Source organism: Paenibacillus sp. 01T424 (genome assembly GCF_056398745.1).
The window spans coordinates 47184-64635 of the sequence record NZ_JBFTPZ010000031.1 but is presented as its reverse complement, the minus strand read 5'-3'; the positions used below and the strand labels follow the sequence as shown (position 1 = coordinate 64635).

Below are 17452 nucleotides of genomic sequence, written 5' to 3'. Positions count from 1 at the left end.
GTCCTCACCTCACTGCCTTTCCGATTCGTAAGTTTCATCGGATGCAGCAGCGGCAGCTGCCGAGCCATAATCGCCGAGCACGTCCAAAATTTGCTTATAAAAGGATTCACGGCTGCCCGTGCGGTACAGCTCTTTCACAAGCTGACCATCCTGTATAAATAAAATTCTTCCGCAATAGCTTGCACTGAACGCGTCATGAGTCACCATGAGAATCGATATTCGCTGTTCCTCGTTTAGACGCTTCATCGTCTCGAGCAGACTAACCGCATTTTTCAAATCAAGCGAGCCTGTCGGCTCGTCACCCAGCAGCAATGCAGGCTCATGAACGATGGCGCGCGCCGCGGCTGTTCGCTGCCGCTGCCCTCCTGAGATCATCGCTGGATATTGTTCAGCTAGCGCTGTAATACCAAGATTGTCCATGACTTGACGCACTTTGATTCGGATCTCGCCAGCAGGGACGTCCTGCAAGGACAAGGGAAGTGCGATATTCTCATAGACTGTCAGATTGTCGAGCAGATTAAAATCTTGAAAAATAAACCCAAGCCGCTGCGCCCGGAAATCCGAAAGCTCACGGGCTTTCATTCGTGTAATATCTGTTCCAGCAATTGAAATCGTACCCTCTGTTGGATTATCCAGCGTCGAGATTACGTTGAGCAGTGTGGTTTTGCCCGAACCGGAAGCTCCCATAATGCCGATGAACTCTCCTTCTTGCATCGTGAACGAAATATTGTTCAGCGCATAAACCTGATTCACCTTATTGCTTCCGTATATTTTGGATATTTGTCTTATATCAATAACGGGATTTTTTGTTGTCATAGCTTAGTGACATCTCCTTCTGCCTTGGTACCTGTACGATACCCTGCACTCTACTTAGTATAAGGAAGACGCCTAAAGCGAGCTTAATGTAACCGTTAAGATTTCATAAAGATTATCTTAATACTTTTTTACGATTTAACAGACAGCTCCTGAACTTCACGGCAAAAAGCCCCAACCATGTCATCCCACGGTCGAGGCTCTTCTTTCAAGATAATTAATACTACCTGCTTTTCGTTAATTTTGCTCCGAGTTTTGCTTCTCCTTAATGAGCAATACCGATATGTATTGCAATACCGCCATGGCAAACAGCACAATTGGCATCCATATAGATTGCAGATCTTTAGCAAGTATAATGAGCAAGCAAATAGAAAGCACCCTTCCCGCATTTAGAAAAAGCTCCCGCATGACAACGGATTCTATTCGCAGCTGGCCTTTAAGGGGCAATGTCCCGATTAAGCGATAATAATAGGAAGTAAGCGTATTGACGGCAAGCGGATTGCATATCGAGAACAAAATCATAAATAAGGCAACCGACCAAAATTCCACTTGAATGAGCAGCAGCGATGAACCGATGGCTACCCCAGTTGTAGACAGGAGCACATATTTGCGTACTTGCTCCTTCTGTGCTTTTCTTGAAATGACGTAACCCGTCGCTACCGTAAGCGAAGAGAAGAAAACACCTAAGTAGCCTACCCAATCCTCACGCCCAACCGTCTGATACAGCATAATATTTGGCAGGAAGAGCATAATTCCCTGAAATAGACCTAATACAAAAAAGCTGTACAATGCCTTCAGCCAGCGACGGTTCTTATGCATCACCAGCCCCATGAATTTTAAATAATAGGCTTTGTGATGTGATTTGATCATCGGAATGCGGAAGCTGACGATCGCTGCGATAAGGAACATAATGAAGGCAAGCGTGAAAATAATGATGTAACCCTGCAACCCCTCGCTTCGCTGAATAATGAACCCCGCAAGCGCCGGCCCTGCGAGCCCGGATGCATTAAAGAAAATCATATTAATTGCAAGAAAACGTATGCGATTCGCTTCCGTTGAGACATCATATTGAATAACTAAATAACCAGTCCAGTAAAGCCCCGCGGCGATCCCATTAAAAATAGCAAACCATATGTAATACTGAGCCACATGCTCTTGTGCAATGACGACCATCAAATAAAAGATGGCAATCATGACGATACCCAGTCGATAAGTGACCATACGATCATGCCGCTTCGCAATCCAGCCACCTAATGCAAAGGCCGGAGGCGTTACGATGAAAACGATGATGTTATAAATACCGTTTACTGTCAAATCCTGCGTTAACCGCCACAAATATAAATTGAGAAACAAACCCGACATCGATGCGCCAAACTGAAAGCAGCAATGAATGATTAAAGCCGTTATCGCTTCCTTGCTAAGTCTGCTCTCTGGCGGAAGCGGCGTACCTTTCATTACATTCCATTTACTCCAAAATCTCGACCCCGTCCGCATTTGCAGCATCCCCCGTTGCTTCTCAACTGAAAAGCGCTTTCTTTTCTATTTAGTTTATCACATGGCTATCATATACCCTCGACTCAATAAAGCGCTCACTCCTTCAAAATAGCCGTTATTCTTCCATATGGAGCAATCAAGTAACCGTATTCATTGTTTATATCCTTTGTTCGCATGATTAGGACTTGCCGATCCGACTTGAAAATAGTAGACATAGCGATTAAACAGATCTGATTTGGTTAATTTTTACATGTGATTCAAAAGCATGCTAATCGTACCTAATCGAGAATAGCCTCACCCCTCAAATCACAAAATACAACCATTACATTAAGAAGGGGGTGAACCGATCATGGCGAAGCAGCAAGGTCATGCAACCAAAAATACAACGACAAAAACTTCCGACAAAAAAGGCAATGCATCCGGCAATAACCACTAGTCCGCAAAACGAATTTATCAACGCAAAAACGACCCATTACCGGCTTACTAAGCTCTGGTAATGGGTCGTTTTATGTTTACAATAGAAGGTTATTTATCTTTTTTGTCGAATTATTTCATATACGATTGCAACTTATAACTAGAAAAAGTGGTGAACCAACTATGACTAATCATTCTTATACTGTCATCGATTTTGAAACGAGCGGCCTTGATCCGAAGAAAGATCGTGTGATTGAGATGGCTGCGATCCGCTGCGTGAATGGTGAAATAGCGAGTGAATTCAGTACTCTCGTACGTTACGATGGCAAGCTGTCTGCCAAAATAACAGAGCTCACCGGCATCACGGATGAGATGACCTCCTACGGCATGGACGAGGACACCGCATTTCGTATTTTGAACCGAATGATAGGCGATAACGTTTTGATTGCTCATAATGCTGCCTTCGACCTTGGTTTCCTGCACCATTCCTTGCTTCGCATTGCGGGCAGATCATTTTCGAACAGCTTCATCGATACGCTCACGATTAGCCGCGCGCGGCATGTTTATCCGCATACACTGAAAGACATGTCCGATCGTTATGGCATTCCGCTCATTGGCGGTCATCGTGCACTGAATGATGTTATCGCTTGTTGGGAAATTTTCCGCAAGATGGATGAAGAGCAATCGGTAGAGAGCTACCTCAATACATTAGGCTACCTCAAGAAATTTGGACCGCCTGCTTGGACGCCGCCAGGGACTAGGCTTGAAGCAATGGAGCTGAAATACGCTCCGCGTTAAACCCGCTCCTTGCCCTTATCCGATTCGCCTGCATTTTTATTTGCGGCATCTCGGTCCTGCTGCATTTCCTCAACCGTCTTCACCTTCAGACGCGCCGCGCCTTTATAATCACGCGTAGGAAGTAAAGGCCCTTCCTCCAGGCGTTTCTTGGCTGCTGCGATAGAATCTGTATACTGTGGCAGCCACTGCTCCTGCGCCACAAGCATCTCATCGACCATCTGCCAAATTTCCTTCGGATTACAAACTGCGCCAACTAGCGGGTCCATCATAAAAGCTTGTCTGAGCAGGTTAATGTCGCCATTTATGGCTGCCTCTACAGCAAGACGCTGCACAGAGATGCTTACATTACACACCGCTGCGGCGCCAAGCGGCAGGTCGCCTACGATTGGCATTGAGATGCCGTTGCGATCAACATAACCTGGCGCTTCAATGATGGCATCGTTAGGCAGGTTAGCTATGACCCCTTTGTTTTCCACATTAAAGTGACCTCGGTAGATTCGTCCTGTTTCGAGTCCTTCAATGATGTATGAACCATGCTCATGACTGCGCAGCTCCGACTTGAATTCATTTGCAGGGTCCTTCATCCAGTTTGGAAAATCAGTCTCGAACCAATTTCGTCCTTCCGTGCATACACGAAGATACCCGCCCGTTTCTCCGTTAATCCATGAGCTCAAATCGATCCAATCGTTAATTTCTTCAGGCCGCTTCCGATACCAAGGGACATACTCGCTCAAGTGACCGTTAGACTCTGTACTGTAATACCCGAAGCGGCGCAGCATATCAATGCGTACCTTTTCCGTACGGCTGAAATCTGGATGTTTCTCAAATGCTTCGAGCAGCTTGCCGGTTAGATCCTCACCGTTATGATTAATTTGGATGTACCAGGTCTGATGGTTGATACCCGCGCAAATAATATCGACTTCCTCTTGCTTTAGTCCAAAAGCTTCGGCTATTTGCCAGTGTCCGCCTTGCACGCCATGGCATAAACCAATCGTCCGGACACCGCCATACTTGTTGCATGCCCAAGTCATCATCGCCATCGGGTTCGCGTAGTTGAGCAGAAGCACATCCTTTGCAGCAACCTCGCGGATATCACGGCATATGTTCATCATCTCAGCGATGCCCCGCTGCCCATACATAATGCCGCCAGCACAGAGCGTATCGCCTACGCATTGGTCAACGCCGTATTTGAGCGGAATATCAACATCCGTTGCGAAAGCCTCAAGACCACCGACACGAATAGTGCAAATGACGTATTTCGCATCCTTCAAAGCTTCGCGCCGATCGGTTGTAGATTGAATAGAAATCGACAGGCCGTTCTCATGAATATCACGCTGACAAAGCGCAGTCACCATCTCCAGGTTATGTGCATTAATATCTGTAAATGCGATTTCAATGTTTTGAAACTCCTGTACAGCGAGCAAATCCCGCAGCAGTCCACGCGTGAATCCAATCGAGCCTGCGCCTATAAATGCAATTTTAAAAGTAGACATGCCAATCAGCCTCCGATTATCGTCTAAATAGAGTTTGTTTAATCTCCTCTACATTTTAGCAACGATAAAACGGAAGCGTTATCAATATTGTGACCAACTGCCATTCATAGTGTCAGAAATCGTCACTTTGTATTATTCATTGCGCTGCCAGCGGAAGTCCAATGTTTGCGTATTGACCGAGTGACGGTAAGCAATTGGTGTCTGCTTCATATATTTTTTGAACATTGCATGAAAGTATTGCCTACTCCCCACTCCAACATAATCACAAATATCCGCTATTGCAATATCCGTCTCTCGGAGCAGCATTTTTGCTTTCTCCATTCGCACCTCCGTTAAATAGCCTGTTAACGTTTGGCCTATCTGCGCGCGAAATACACGATGCAAATAACCTGGATGTAAGCTTACAGCTGCAGCAATATCCTTTACTTGAATATCTCTATCATAGTTATGATGCATATATTCAATCGATTGCTTCACATAAGCTTCAATCGGATTAGCCCCTTTTACGCCAGCTTCCTTATGAAGTCGCGCTATCGCCAAGATCAATTGAGCAAACAACAGCTCTGCCTTCATATTGACGCTCCTGCCTCGGCTGTCCAGTTCAAGAACTAGGCTCTTTAGCACCTGATACACTTCATTCGGATCACGCAAAAACAAATAAGAGGACGGCTCTGTGATCAATCTGTCCACAAATTCGTCCTCCATCGCAAGCTGCCGTATAGAGGGAAACGCCGAGGGGCGTTCCCTAAAATCAAATTCAACATTAAGCATCCGGCAGGGCCCACGCTCGTCAACGGTCAGTCGGTGCGGCACATTCGCATCAAGAATAATGAAATCACCCTTCTTGAGCGTCATTTCACATGCACGGCTGGTTGCCTCTGCTTCCAGCTCTATCCCGCAAGCACCGGAAATGACATACATTATTTCGATTGCATCATGCGTGTGGAAGGCCATCTCGTAATCAGACCATTGCTTAAAATAATAAGCAAACACATGCGGATAAAAATCTCCATTCAGCCATTCTCGCTTGAACAACGTCCCACTCACGTGAAGCCCCCCTTACTTATAGACAAGTATGGTTACGCGGATGCAAGCTTAACTACGGCAAGAAGCGCCGTTTCAATCTCACGCTCGATCGCTTTCGCTACAACATCTGTATGCGGATCATATTCGCCCGCCAAATCAGAATCTGCGTAACCGTCCAGTGCGAGAATCGCTCCCGCGCGTGCACCGCGCATCGTAGCGATAACGAACAAAGCTGCAATTTCCATTTCAACAGCTAGTGCGCCTGCTTGTTTGTACTGGCGATGCGGAATGTCTACAACTCCTGAGAAAAAGACATCAAGCGTTACCGTTATGCCTTTTTTAACAATGCCTTCGCTCTCAAGCGCAGATGCATATAACGCTTCAGTAACCGCGCTGTCTGCAACAGCTGGGAATCCTGCCGGCACCAGCTGATGCGTGAGCCCTTCCGCTCTAACTGCCGCTGTGCTGACGATTAGGCTTCCTGCAGGGTGATCTGCTGAATAAGATCCCGCTGTACCGACACGAATAAGTGTCTTAACGCCTCCGCGGATAAGCTCCTCAAAGCATACCGCGGCACCTGACGAACCTACGCCGTGGCTTACCACGGCTAGTCTTACTCCTTGATATTCACCAACAAATGTCCGATATTCGCGAGCGAATGCAAGCTCTTTTACATTGTCCAGCTTCTGTGAAATCGTCTCCGCACGGCGCGGATCACCACATACGATAGCGTAAGCCGGCAAATCTTCTGGGTTAACTTGTAGTATAGGCAGCATCTGATTAATCAAACTCCTTCGTTATCCATTCGTCTTCCGGCATCGAATTCTCTTCGCTCGTGAAGCGTTGTTCTTGAAATGGATCGGCATAGTTGTGGAAGCCGTTGCGCTCCCAGAAGCCTTCGCGATCCTCTTTCATAAACTCAATACCTCTAATCCACTTTGCGCTTTTCCAAAAATACAAATGAGGAACGAGCATCCGCATCGGCCAGCCATGCTTGTCAGTCAGCGGCTCACCGTCAAATCGATGCGCAAGCAGTACATTATCGTGCAATAAATCCTCAAGCGGCACATTCGTGTCATAGTCCTCATCTGCATGAAACATAACATATTTGGCATCTGGCTTAACACCCAGCAAAGGCAGCAAGTCCTTGAACTTAATGCCTTCCCATTCTGTGTCCAGCTTCGACCAGCGCGTTACACAATGAATGTCGCACTTCGTTTGGGTTTGAGGCATAGCAAGCAGCTCTTCGAAGCTGAACGTACGCTCCTCCTCTACCTCGCCGAATACTCGCAGCGACCAAGTGTTGATGTCATAGGAAGGAACCTCTCCCTCATGCAAAATCGGAAAACGCTCGGTCATCGTTTGACCAGGGGGAATCCGATGAGCGATCTCGGGAGCAAGCACCGTCTGTTTAATGCTATTCACTTTTTTGAGACGTTCTGCTTTTTTATGCATCTCGTATACCTCCAAATTCCATTCCTTGCTGATTCATTTCAAGCTATTAAGCATCTCAGCTCTACCTGGAGCTCTCATTCGACTTGCGAGCTTCCTGCATATAACCTTTATCTTTAAAGAACAACATAGCGAGAATCGTAACGATATAAGGCAGCATCATCGTAAAATGAGTTGGCAGCGCGAAGCCCTGCAGCCTGATGCTGAGTGCATCCATAAATCCGAACAGCAAGCTCGATGCCGCAACACCGATTGGATTGGATTGGCCTAACATCGTTGCAACGAGCGCAATGAAACCTCTACCGGAAGTCATTCCCTCTGTAAACATAGTGACATTGCCGAGCGACAGCTGCGCGCCTGCTAACCCGCACAGAGCGCCGCAGAGCAGCACTGCTCCATATTGAATGCGGGTTACCTTGATGCCTAAGCTTTTGGCTGCTGTTGGATTCTCTCCAGCTGCCAGCAAGCGAAAGCCCGTAACCGTTTTGAACAAAAACAGCTGCAGCACAATAACGAGAATGATGGACAAGTATACCAGCGGGGAATGCCCGGATAAAACTTCTCCGAACCATGGAATATCCTTTAACAATGGAATATCCCATTTAGGCAGACCAATCATATCCTTATTGTAGTATGCGCCTTTCACATCAAAGATCGCACGCAGTGAGAATGTCGTCAGTCCAAGCGCCAGAAAGTTAAGCGCAATACCAACAACGATAACATTCGCTTTCAGATGAATACTCATAAAACCGAACAACACTGAAAACAGGAGTGAGCATAATACCGCAAACAATACGGCTGCGAATACATTTCCGGTGAAGTGGTTGCCTACAATCCCAGAAAATGCACCGATCAATACTAAGCCTTCAAGGCCTACATTAAACAAACCAACACGCGCGCATATTGCGCCGCCGAGTGCCGCAAGCAGAATTGGTGTAACCATACGAAGCGTCGAGGCATACAGCGAGACATCTAATAAAAAATCCATACTTATGACCTCGCCTTCCTGCGTTTAATGAACGAATATGTGAACTTAGCAGAAACGAACAAAATGAGCACCGCTTGAATAATGCTGGATACCTCCAGCGGAACATCTGTATTCCGCTCCATGCCCATACCGCCAGTCTGCAGTGCAGCAAGCAAAATCGCTGCTACAGCCGTACCGAGCGGATGCGATCCGGCAAGCAATGTGGCCATGATACCCGACCATGCGTAACCTGGAGAAGTCAACGCGCCGTCCAAATAGCGGTACTGCGTGCCGAGCACTTCAACGGAGCCAGCTAGTCCAGCAAAACCTCCGCTGACGAACATGCTGATAAGCATCATTTTTCCACGCTGCACGCCGCCATAGCTCGCAAACAACGGATTGCCGCCAAGCATTCTAATTTCATAACCCTTAACGGTATAGCGCATGAACAAGAAAAGCAATATTGCTCCGACTACAGCGATAATAAATCCGCCATGAAGGCTCATTCCTTTAAACAGCTTCGGCAGCCATACGCTTTGATCAAGCATAACCGTCTGCGCCATTGCAGCAGAGCCTGTACGATCCTTGAGCGGATACGATACAATATACCCTGCAAACAACGTTGCAATATAATTGAGCAATAATGTGGTAATGAGCAGATTCATTCGAAATCTAGCATCGAGCCATCCTGCGAATGCCGACCATATTCCCCCGGAAATAATTCCAGCTATAATAGCAGCTACGAGCTTAAACCAACCTGGCCCCGGCAAATAGATTGCCGTTACCGCTGCGCTTAGAGCGCCTAATACCATTTGGCCTTCTGAGCCCATATTAAAAAATCCAGCACGGAATGCCAGCGCCACCCCTAGACCAATAAGGATAATAGGCGTTGCTCTACTGAGTGTATTCGTAAAAAAATAAAAGCTGCCGAAGGCGCCCTTCCACATTTCCGCGTATGTCTCCATTACGGAGCCTCCGACGATAACAATGGCAATCGCACCCGCTGCTAAACCGATGATAACAGCCAAAAGCGGCTGTAACAGCGAACGTCCGAATTGTACCAGCTTATCCAACCGCTTTTCCTCCCGCCATTAACAAACTAATTTGCTCTTCTGTAGCTTTGTCAGCATCCAGTTCCCCTACGATCTTACCTTCATACATGACCAACACCCGGTCAGATAGCTTTAAAATTTCAGTCAGCTCTGATGAAACAAGCAATATCGCTCCGCCTTCATCCCGCTTCTTTAGAAGCTCGCCGTGTATAATTTCCATTGCGCCGACATCAACGCCTCGCGTTGGCTCCGCTGCGATAAGAAACGGCGTCTTCTGCGCAAGTTCCCGTGCAACGATAAGCTTCTGTAGGTTTCCGCCGGATAAATACTGAGCTTTTGTAGATAAAGAGCCTGTTTTTATCCCAAAGCGTGTCACCCACTCGCCTACCATCTGACGAATGCTCGTCCCATTCAATACACCAAGCTTTTGATGCTTGTCAGCATGTCCCATCAAGCCATTCTCCGTAACGGTCGCATCCTTCGCAACGCCCCACTGGTAACGGTCCTCAGGAATATGAGCAAGCCCGCTTTCACGAATATCGCCAACTGGCGCACCGGTCACATCTTTACCCAGCAGCTTGATTGTGCCGGCTCCGGGTTTCATTAAACCAGATATCGTCTGCAATAACTCGGATTGACCATTGCCAGAAATACCCGCGATCCCCACAATTTCGCCTCCATTGACATGAAGGCTAATATCGCTAAGAAGCGGCTTCGCTTTGACACCAGGAATAGAAACATTCGATACCTCAAGAACAGGCTTGCCTCTGCTCACCTTATTTCGTGATATATGTACTAAATCCCGGCCTACCATAAGCCGTGACAAATGTTCCGCATTCGTGTCTTTCGCTTCGACTGTCCCCGTCACCTTGCCATCTCGAAGGACGGTAACACGGTCAGCAACTTCCATAATTTCTTGCAGCTTATGACTAATAAGAATAAAGCTTTTGCCCTGCGCGGCTAATCCTTTAATCGCAATGAGCAGCTCTTTCACTTCGAGCGGCGTCAAGACGCCAGTCGGCTCATCCAAAATAATAACTTCAGCGCCCTGATAGAGCACTTTCAATATTTCAACGCGCTGCTGCATGCCAAGCGAGCAATCTGCAACTTTCTTCCAAGGGTCTACCGGCATGCCATAAAGCTTGCCGATTCTTTCCACCTCTGTGGCAGCTGCCTTACGGTCAAAACCTACCCCTTTGGAGGGCTCGCGCCCAATAACGATATTTTCGGCAATCGTAAACGTCGGGAATAACATGAAATGCTGATGAACCATTCCAATCTTATGCTTAATCGCATCAGCTGGGTTCCCGAACGAAACCGGCTTGCCGTCAATGCGAATTTCACCGCTAGTTGGACTTTCCATCCCGTACAGAATACGCATTAACGTCGTTTTTCCTGCACCGTTTTCACCTACTAAGGCATGAATTTCTCCTTTTTGCAGCGAAAACTGAACATTGCTATTTGCGGTTACGCTCCCATATGACTTCGTAATGCTGTCCATTTGCAGCAACATACAAAAGCTCTCCCCTTTCAATCCCGATATAAACAAAAAAACCGCTCCCTCGATTACAGAGGAAGCTTCTAGGCAACAAGCAAGCCGGCTGCATGGGTAGCAGCCGGCCTGTTGTACTATTGAGCTAGCGGATTAACTACTACGATTTTACCAGATTTAATGTCTTCTGCGATAGCTTTTACTTTATCGACATTTTCTTGGCCAATAAACGGGCTAAGCGTTGATTTGCTGTCTCTTGTTACGAAAGTCAAGCCTACGCCGTCTTCTTTCAAGCCGTAGTCTGCAACGCCGAATGCAAAGCTGCCATCAACGAAGCTTTTCACTGTTTCGTAAGCAACTGCATCCGTACCTTTCAATTGTGAAAGCACGATATGCTCTGGATCTTCATCCGTACGGTCTGTATCTTGACCTGAAGTGAAGAAGCCTTTTTCTTTCGCTGCGTCAAACACACCATTGTCGCCAACTGCTGCCATACCTGCGATAAAGTCAGCGCCTTTGGACTGTTGAAGAAGCGCAAGCTCTTTACCTTTAACTGGATCCGTGAAGCTGCCTACATAGTTGATAAGGAATTGCGCATCTGGATTTGTGCTTTTCAGACCTTGTTCAAATCCTGATGTATATTTGCTAAGAAGTGGAGCGTCCATTGCAACGACTGCACCCACAATATTTGTTTTAGTTGCAAGACCTGCAAGTGCTCCCATCAAGTAGGAAGCTTCATGCTCGCGGAAGTTAACGCTGCGAACGTTTGGAAGATCAACTACAGTATCGATAACTGCAAAAGACTTGTCCGGATTTTCAGCAGCCACTTTCTTAAGTGCATCTTCTGCTTGGAATGTTGCTGTAATAATCAAGTCGTAATCTTCAGCTAYAGTTGCACGAAGATTTTGTTCAAAACCCGCTGGGTCAGTGGACTCAATTGTTTTCACTTCAGCGCCAAATTCGGAGCCTGCTTTTTTGAAGCCTTCATCCATCAATACAAAAAACTTGTTAACGCCAATTTTTTCGGGCAATACAAGAGCGATTTTTTTCTTGTCCGCTTTGTCGCCTGCACCGTTATTCGCTGCGTTTCCTGGTTCATTTTTGTTAGATCCGCAAGCTGCAACAATCGCAACCATTAGAAACAACGATACCGCCAAAGCAAAAACCTTTTTCATCGTAATCTCCCCTAAACAATTGAATGTATTAATTCCTTTTAATCCTAGTTGTTTTATCGGATTTTGTCAATCTTTTTCGATTCGACAAATTTCTAGTTTATTCTACACTAAATTCATCCACAATAATAATAAAATATGAAATTAGTCACGAATTTGTAACATCCGATTCCATATTACGACTCATTTGCTCAAACAACTGAACACCTTGCTCCATATCTGCTATCGACATGCCATCGAACAGCTTAAGCATCAGCTTCGAGCGTATCGTCTCAATTAAATGGATGATTTCCAAGCCCTCTTCCGTAATTTCGAGCATCACGACACGCCGATCCTTCTCGCCGCGTTCGCGCTTCACATACCCAAGCTCTATCAAACGATCAGCAATTCCAGTAACTCCCCCACTAGTGATGAGCAGCTGCTCAGCCAAAGCTGATGCTTTCTGTGGTCCTGATTTCCCTAAAATAATTAACATTTTTCCATGGGTCATGCCTAAGCCATGCACATTATAGGTGTGCCATTCGGTGTTTATTTGTCTTCTCACTTGACGAAATGATTCGTCCAGCCGCCTCATTAATTCTTGTCTTTCCATATTTGAAGCTTCCAATTGATCACCAACCTATCTACTTTCTTTAGTCCATACTGTTGTTCATATTATACCTTCCCTTTCTTTGTTTAACTAACGTTCTGCACGAAATAAATATGAAACCTTTTTGATTTAGCACAAAAAGACCAACCCAAGGTTGCAGGTTGACCTTTTTGTCTGAAAAAGTATAAAACTGCTTGATCTATCCTTGCAAAAATCGCAGCGGCGGCTTGCCAAGCAGTCCCATTCGCGCAGTCTGCCACAGCTCTTGCATTAATTGCTGCAGCGGCCATGCTGCCGTTGATGCTGCGGACACCGCAACACCGTAACGATAGGTCATAGACGCTCCGCCAATTACTTTATGAGCCTCGGGAGCTTCGAAGCTGTCCAGTTTCTCCTGAAGCTGCTCCAGATGGCTGCTGTTGACACGATCACTGAACACATAAAAGGTAGCCCAGTGCGTCATCTCATCCCAGCTGCCAGGCGCAGTTATAACTTGACTGCCTGGCACTACTCGCTGACGCTGCGAGAAGATAAGCTCTTCACCATAATGAACGGTTAATGAATTGCTGTATGAGCGATAGTCGAAGCGTTCGCCGCGAAGCGTGCGACCTGGACAAAGGACGTCGGCTTGCAGCCAAGCGGACCCTTTTTGCAGTCGAACCTGAGTATCGTTTCGAAAGGCTGCTTCCTTATATAGCATAATGGGCTCCGGCATATGCTCGACGACTGCATCTGCCTCTAGTTCGAACAATTGCTGCATCGAAGATTCACTGTTAGGTAAACTAGGATGCACCTTCGTATAAGATTGGTTCGTAATCATGACATGAGAGTGCTGCTCGGCTGTCCATTCCAGCTCATACCGGTCACCGCTGAGCAGGCCAGGTGAAACATCCATTACGATTACGCCCAGCTGACCATCCAGTGGAAAAGCTTTGGCAATCTTTATCGGAGCGGTATGATATTTATTGCCGATTAACGTTTGACCGAGGCGGCTGGCAAACGTTGCACGCAGTACGGATGTCCTTACCTCTCCCACTGCATTATCCTCGTGCCGAATGGCTGCAGCCTCTGCACTGCTTTGCTCACGCCTCATTAGGAAGCTGTGTGCCGCTTGTCATCAGGTATGCTCGTAAGCTGGATCACATGGGAGTGTTCCGTTCCGCGCGCATGTGCTACCTCATGTGTAAGCCAATTCACAATCTCATCCACGCCATCGCCGCCAAACAAATTAGAGAAAACGAAAGGACGCTCCCCGCGCATCTTAATTGTGTCAGCTTCCATAACTGCGAGACTCGCTCCTACATACGGCGCTAGATCGATTTTGTTAATGACAAGCAGGTCCGAGCGCATAATGCCAGGTCCGCCTTTGCGTGGAATCTTCTCGCCTTGGGCAACATCGATAATATAAATAAAACGATCGACAAGCTCAGGACTAAACGCCGCAGCAAGATTATCTCCGCCGCTCTCAATGAAAATCAGATCCAGATGGTCAAAACGCCGCTCCAGCTCCTCGATAGCTTCAAAATTCATCGATGCATCCTCTCGAATGGCTGTATGCGGGCACCCGCCAGTTTCAACACCGATAATACGTTCTTCCGGCAGCACACCCGTATTGAACAAAATACGAGCATCTTCCTTCGTGTAAATATCGTTCGTAATGACAGCGAGGCTGTATTTGGTATGAAGCTCACGCGTTAATCGTTCAACAAGCGCTGTTTTTCCTGAGCCTACTGGTCCCCCGATACCGATACGGATCGGCCTTGAGCTGTCTATTGCCGGGCTTTCCCATTCCTGATGCGTATGTCCTTGTCCTTGGCACATTTTTCATTCCTCCATTAATTTATAATTAAGACATAAATAATCGCGAATATAACCTCTCGTGGCGCATCATCGCCATCTCCGCCATCGGCATATTAGAATAGGCTTGTTCCGGATCCGTCGCACGCACGATTTCCAAAGCGTCTGTTGTTAGCGGTATAAGCCTTGCGATCAACGATTGACCCTCCGTCTGTCCCATCGACATCAGCCGCAGAGCGCTGTTGACGCAAGTTACGATGCAAGTATACAAATAGCCTTGGATCGCTTTCTCCTCCGATATGCCAAGCACCCAGCAGGCATAGCCGTGCGAGAGAGGATGGGAAGCAAAACAATTCCCTGCCTTCATTGCTTCCAGTAAAGGCGACCAATCCAGCTGCGGATGTATAGCTGCTGCAAGCTGAAGCAGCCGCCGTCCCATTTTCTCTACGCCGCTGCGTGTTTCTGATGCGACCCTTTGCAAATGAACAATCCGCTCAATCGCCCACACCTTCTCCCAATTCCCTTTTGGCGCATCCCTATATACGGCCTTGATCACCATCGCATCCGAGCTTGCCCAGCTTTGCAAAAGCATGGCTGAGGCATAATCATAGAGCTGAGCAGAACGATTCATACGGCCATCTTGAACCATGGTCTCAAGTCCGAACGAATGCGAGAAGCCGCCGATCGGCAGTGCTGAATCGAGCAGCTGCTGCATAGCCAGCCATTTCATATCATCATTCAATTTTTCGCTCGACCTCCTGTCCTCCATGGCCGCAGCGCGCAGCTAAAATAAGAAATAACGCTGCCCCATCGGCAGCACCTCAGCTGGCTCGCAGGTCACATGCTCGCCATCTACCAGAACATGATAGGTTTCCGCGTCAACCTCAAGCTTAGGCGTTGCATCATTGTGGATCATATCCTTCTTCGTTACGCTGCGGCAGCCTTTTACTGGTTCAATACGTTTCTGCAGTCCGAGCTCCTTCGCAACCCCGAGGTCATAGGCTGCCTGAGATACAAACGTAATCGAGCTGCTAAACACCAGCTTCCCAAAAGAGGCGAACATCGGCCGACCGAACACAGGCTGCGGTGTTGGGATGGAAGCGTTTGGATCACCCATCTGCGCAAATGCGATGCTCCCGCCCTTCAGCACGAGATCCGGCTTGACGCCAAAAAACATCGGATTCCAAATGACAAGATCGGCGAATTTGCCCACTTCCAGCGAACCTACCAGATGAGAGACTCCATGCGTGATCGCAGGATTAATCGTATATTTGGCAATGTAGCGCTTAATACGGAAGTTATCATGCTGTTCATTGTCGGGAAGGAGCGGTCCTCGCTGCTTTTTCATCTTGTCTGCCGTTTGCCATGTGCGGATAATAACTTCTCCTACGCGCCCCATCGCCTGTGAATCGGAGCTAATCATGCTGAATACGCCCATATCATGCAAAATATCTTCCGCTGCAATCGTCTCCGGCCTAATCCGAGAATCAGCGAATGCAACGTCCTCAGGAATGCTGCTGTCCAAATGGTGGCAAACCATCAGCATATCCAAATGTTCTTCTATCGTATTAATTGTAAAAGGACGAGTAGGGTTCGTGGATGACGGCAAAACATTCATCTCACCCGCCGCGATGATGATGTCTGGGGCATGACCGCCGCCCGCGCCCTCGGTATGATAAGTATGAATCGTTCTTCCGCCTATGGCCGCAAGCGTATCCTCAACAAAACCTGCCTCATTCAGCGTATCGCTGTGGATAGCAACTTGAATGTCATACTGATCTGCGGCTTGCAGGCAAGCGTCAATTGCTGATGGTGTTGTTCCCCAGTCCTCATGCAGCTTAAGCCCAATGGCTCCCGCTTCAATTTGCTCAATGAGCGGAGCGGTGAATGAAGCATTGCCTTTACCCGTAAAGCCGATATTCATCGGAAAATGTTCGGCTGCCTCCAGCATGCGCCGCATATGCCACGCGCCAGGTGTAACCGTCGTTGCATTGGTTCCTGTTGCCGGACCTGTTCCGCCGCCGATCATCGTCGTGACGCCTGAGGAGAGCGCCGTTTCAATTTGCTGCGGACAAATAAAATGAATATGCGAATCAATGGCTCCTGCTGTTACAATCTTTCCTTCACCGGCAATAACCTCGGTACTTGCGCCAACAATCATATTCGGGTGCACGCCGTCCATTATGTCTGGATTTCCGGCTTTGCCGATGCCAACGATAAATCCATCCTTTAGGCCGATATCCGCTTTCACAATGCCGGAATGATCGATAATAACGGCATTCGTAATCAATGTATCCAGCACACCCTCATCACGCTGCGCGCCGCTCGACTGCCCCATGCCATCGCGTATAACTTTGCCGCCGCCGAACTTGCATTCGTCGCCATACACCGTGTAATCATGTTCAATCTGTGCCCATAGCTCCGTATCTGCCAGCCGAATGGCATCACCCGTTGTAGGGCCAAACATGGCCGCATAGCTGCGTCGATCCATCTTAGTCATTTACCTTCGCCCTCCCAAGCCGCAAGTCGTTCGCGAACAACATCTGGCAGCCTGCCGTTCTCCGCTTTCCCTTGGCTGAGACCATTAAGTCCATAAGATTGCTTTTTACCACCCAGCTCAACGACGGTTATAGGCTTCTCCTCACCGGGCTCGAAACGAACCGCTGTCCCTGCTGCGATGTGAAGACGCATCCCGAAAGCTGCCTCGCGATCAAACCTCAATGCACGATTCACTTCAAAAAAATGAAAATGAGAGCCTACCTGAACCGGTCTATCTCCAGTATTTACTACAATTAACTGCTTCGTCATTCGTCCGGCATTTAATTCAATTTCACCGTCAGCCGTTCGATATTGTCCAGGTATCACAGGCCATTCTCTCCTCCTCTATAAAGCT

17 protein-coding genes are annotated in these 17452 nt (G+C 47.5%); 1 reads left to right on the top strand and 16 read right to left on the bottom strand.

Annotated features, from left to right (window positions below; genetic code table 11):
- Positions 1-9: 9 nt before the first annotated feature.
- On the bottom strand, positions 10-816 hold the full coding sequence (locus AC1DPK_RS22495; RefSeq protein ID WP_477511691.1) for an ABC transporter ATP-binding protein: 807 nt from the start codon (positions 814-816) through the stop codon (positions 10-12).
- 234 nt (positions 817-1050) lie between these two features.
- On the bottom strand, positions 1051-2307 hold the full coding sequence (locus AC1DPK_RS22490; protein ID WP_477511690.1) for an MFS transporter: 1257 nt from the start codon (positions 2305-2307) through the stop codon (positions 1051-1053).
- Between the two features lie 597 nt (positions 2308-2904).
- On the opposite strand from AC1DPK_RS22490, the gene AC1DPK_RS22485 reads away from it, so the two are divergent.
- Positions 2905-3519: a 3'-5' exonuclease gene (locus tag AC1DPK_RS22485; RefSeq protein ID WP_076270792.1), complete on the top strand. Its 615-nt coding sequence runs from the start codon at positions 2905-2907 to the stop codon at positions 3517-3519.
- On the opposite strand, the gene melA is transcribed toward AC1DPK_RS22485, so the two are convergent.
- From melA to AC1DPK_RS22415, 14 genes are all read right to left on the bottom strand, one after another.
- Complete coding sequence (gene melA, locus AC1DPK_RS22480) at positions 3516-5012, bottom strand: alpha-galactosidase (RefSeq protein WP_477511689.1); 1497 nt, start codon at positions 5010-5012, stop codon at positions 3516-3518. The two genes, AC1DPK_RS22485 and melA, sit on opposite strands and share 4 nt — an antisense overlap.
- Positions 5013-5144: 132 nt before the next feature.
- Positions 5145-6059: an AraC family transcriptional regulator gene (locus AC1DPK_RS22475; RefSeq protein WP_477511688.1), complete on the bottom strand. Its 915-nt coding sequence runs from the start codon at positions 6057-6059 to the stop codon at positions 5145-5147.
- Between the two features lie 32 nt (positions 6060-6091).
- A complete protein-coding gene (locus AC1DPK_RS22470; RefSeq protein ID WP_477511687.1) occupies positions 6092-6814 on the bottom strand; it encodes a nucleoside phosphorylase in 723 nt (240 codons plus the stop codon).
- A gap of 4 nt (positions 6815-6818) precedes the next feature.
- Complete coding sequence (locus tag AC1DPK_RS22465; protein WP_477511686.1) at positions 6819-7493, bottom strand: sulfite oxidase-like oxidoreductase; 675 nt, start codon at positions 7491-7493, stop codon at positions 6819-6821.
- A 61-nt stretch (positions 7494-7554) separates the two neighbouring features.
- Positions 7555-8478 carry an ABC transporter permease gene (locus AC1DPK_RS22460; RefSeq protein ID WP_076270797.1) on the bottom strand — a complete coding sequence of 308 codons (924 nt, stop codon included), beginning with the start codon at positions 8476-8478 and terminating at the stop codon, positions 7555-7557.
- A gap of 2 nt (positions 8479-8480) precedes the next feature.
- On the bottom strand, positions 8481-9530 hold the full coding sequence (locus AC1DPK_RS22455) for an ABC transporter permease (protein WP_076270798.1): 1050 nt from the start codon (positions 9528-9530) through the stop codon (positions 8481-8483).
- Entirely contained in the window at positions 9523-11022 is a 1500-nt protein-coding gene (locus tag AC1DPK_RS22450; protein WP_475447458.1) for an ABC transporter ATP-binding protein, read from the bottom strand. The genes AC1DPK_RS22455 and AC1DPK_RS22450 overlap by 8 nt, the downstream gene beginning before the upstream one ends.
- Before the next feature lie 116 nt (positions 11023-11138).
- Positions 11139-12176 (bottom strand): BMP family lipoprotein, encoded by a 1038-nt coding sequence (locus AC1DPK_RS22445; protein ID WP_477511685.1) that lies wholly within the window; start codon positions 12174-12176, stop codon positions 11139-11141.
- 145 nt (positions 12177-12321) lie between these two features.
- Complete coding sequence (locus tag AC1DPK_RS22440) at positions 12322-12765, bottom strand: MarR family winged helix-turn-helix transcriptional regulator (RefSeq protein WP_076270801.1); 444 nt, start codon at positions 12763-12765, stop codon at positions 12322-12324.
- Positions 12766-12961: 196 nt separating this feature from the next.
- Complete coding sequence (locus AC1DPK_RS22435; RefSeq protein WP_477511684.1) at positions 12962-13855, bottom strand: urease accessory protein UreD; 894 nt, start codon at positions 13853-13855, stop codon at positions 12962-12964.
- On the bottom strand, positions 13855-14583 hold the full coding sequence (gene ureG / locus AC1DPK_RS22430; protein ID WP_441912557.1) for an urease accessory protein UreG: 729 nt from the start codon (positions 14581-14583) through the stop codon (positions 13855-13857). The genes AC1DPK_RS22435 and ureG overlap by 1 nt, the downstream gene beginning before the upstream one ends.
- A gap of 25 nt (positions 14584-14608) precedes the next feature.
- On the bottom strand, positions 14609-15301 hold the full coding sequence (locus AC1DPK_RS22425; RefSeq protein WP_477511683.1) for an urease accessory protein UreF: 693 nt from the start codon (positions 15299-15301) through the stop codon (positions 14609-14611).
- Between the two features lie 42 nt (positions 15302-15343).
- A complete protein-coding gene (gene ureC / locus AC1DPK_RS22420) occupies positions 15344-17059 on the bottom strand; it encodes an urease subunit alpha (protein WP_477511682.1) in 1716 nt (571 codons plus the stop codon).
- On the bottom strand, positions 17056-17424 hold the full coding sequence (locus AC1DPK_RS22415; protein WP_477511681.1) for an urease subunit beta: 369 nt from the start codon (positions 17422-17424) through the stop codon (positions 17056-17058). Before AC1DPK_RS22415 ends, ureC begins: the two co-directional genes overlap by 4 nt.
- Positions 17425-17452 lie beyond the last annotated feature (28 nt).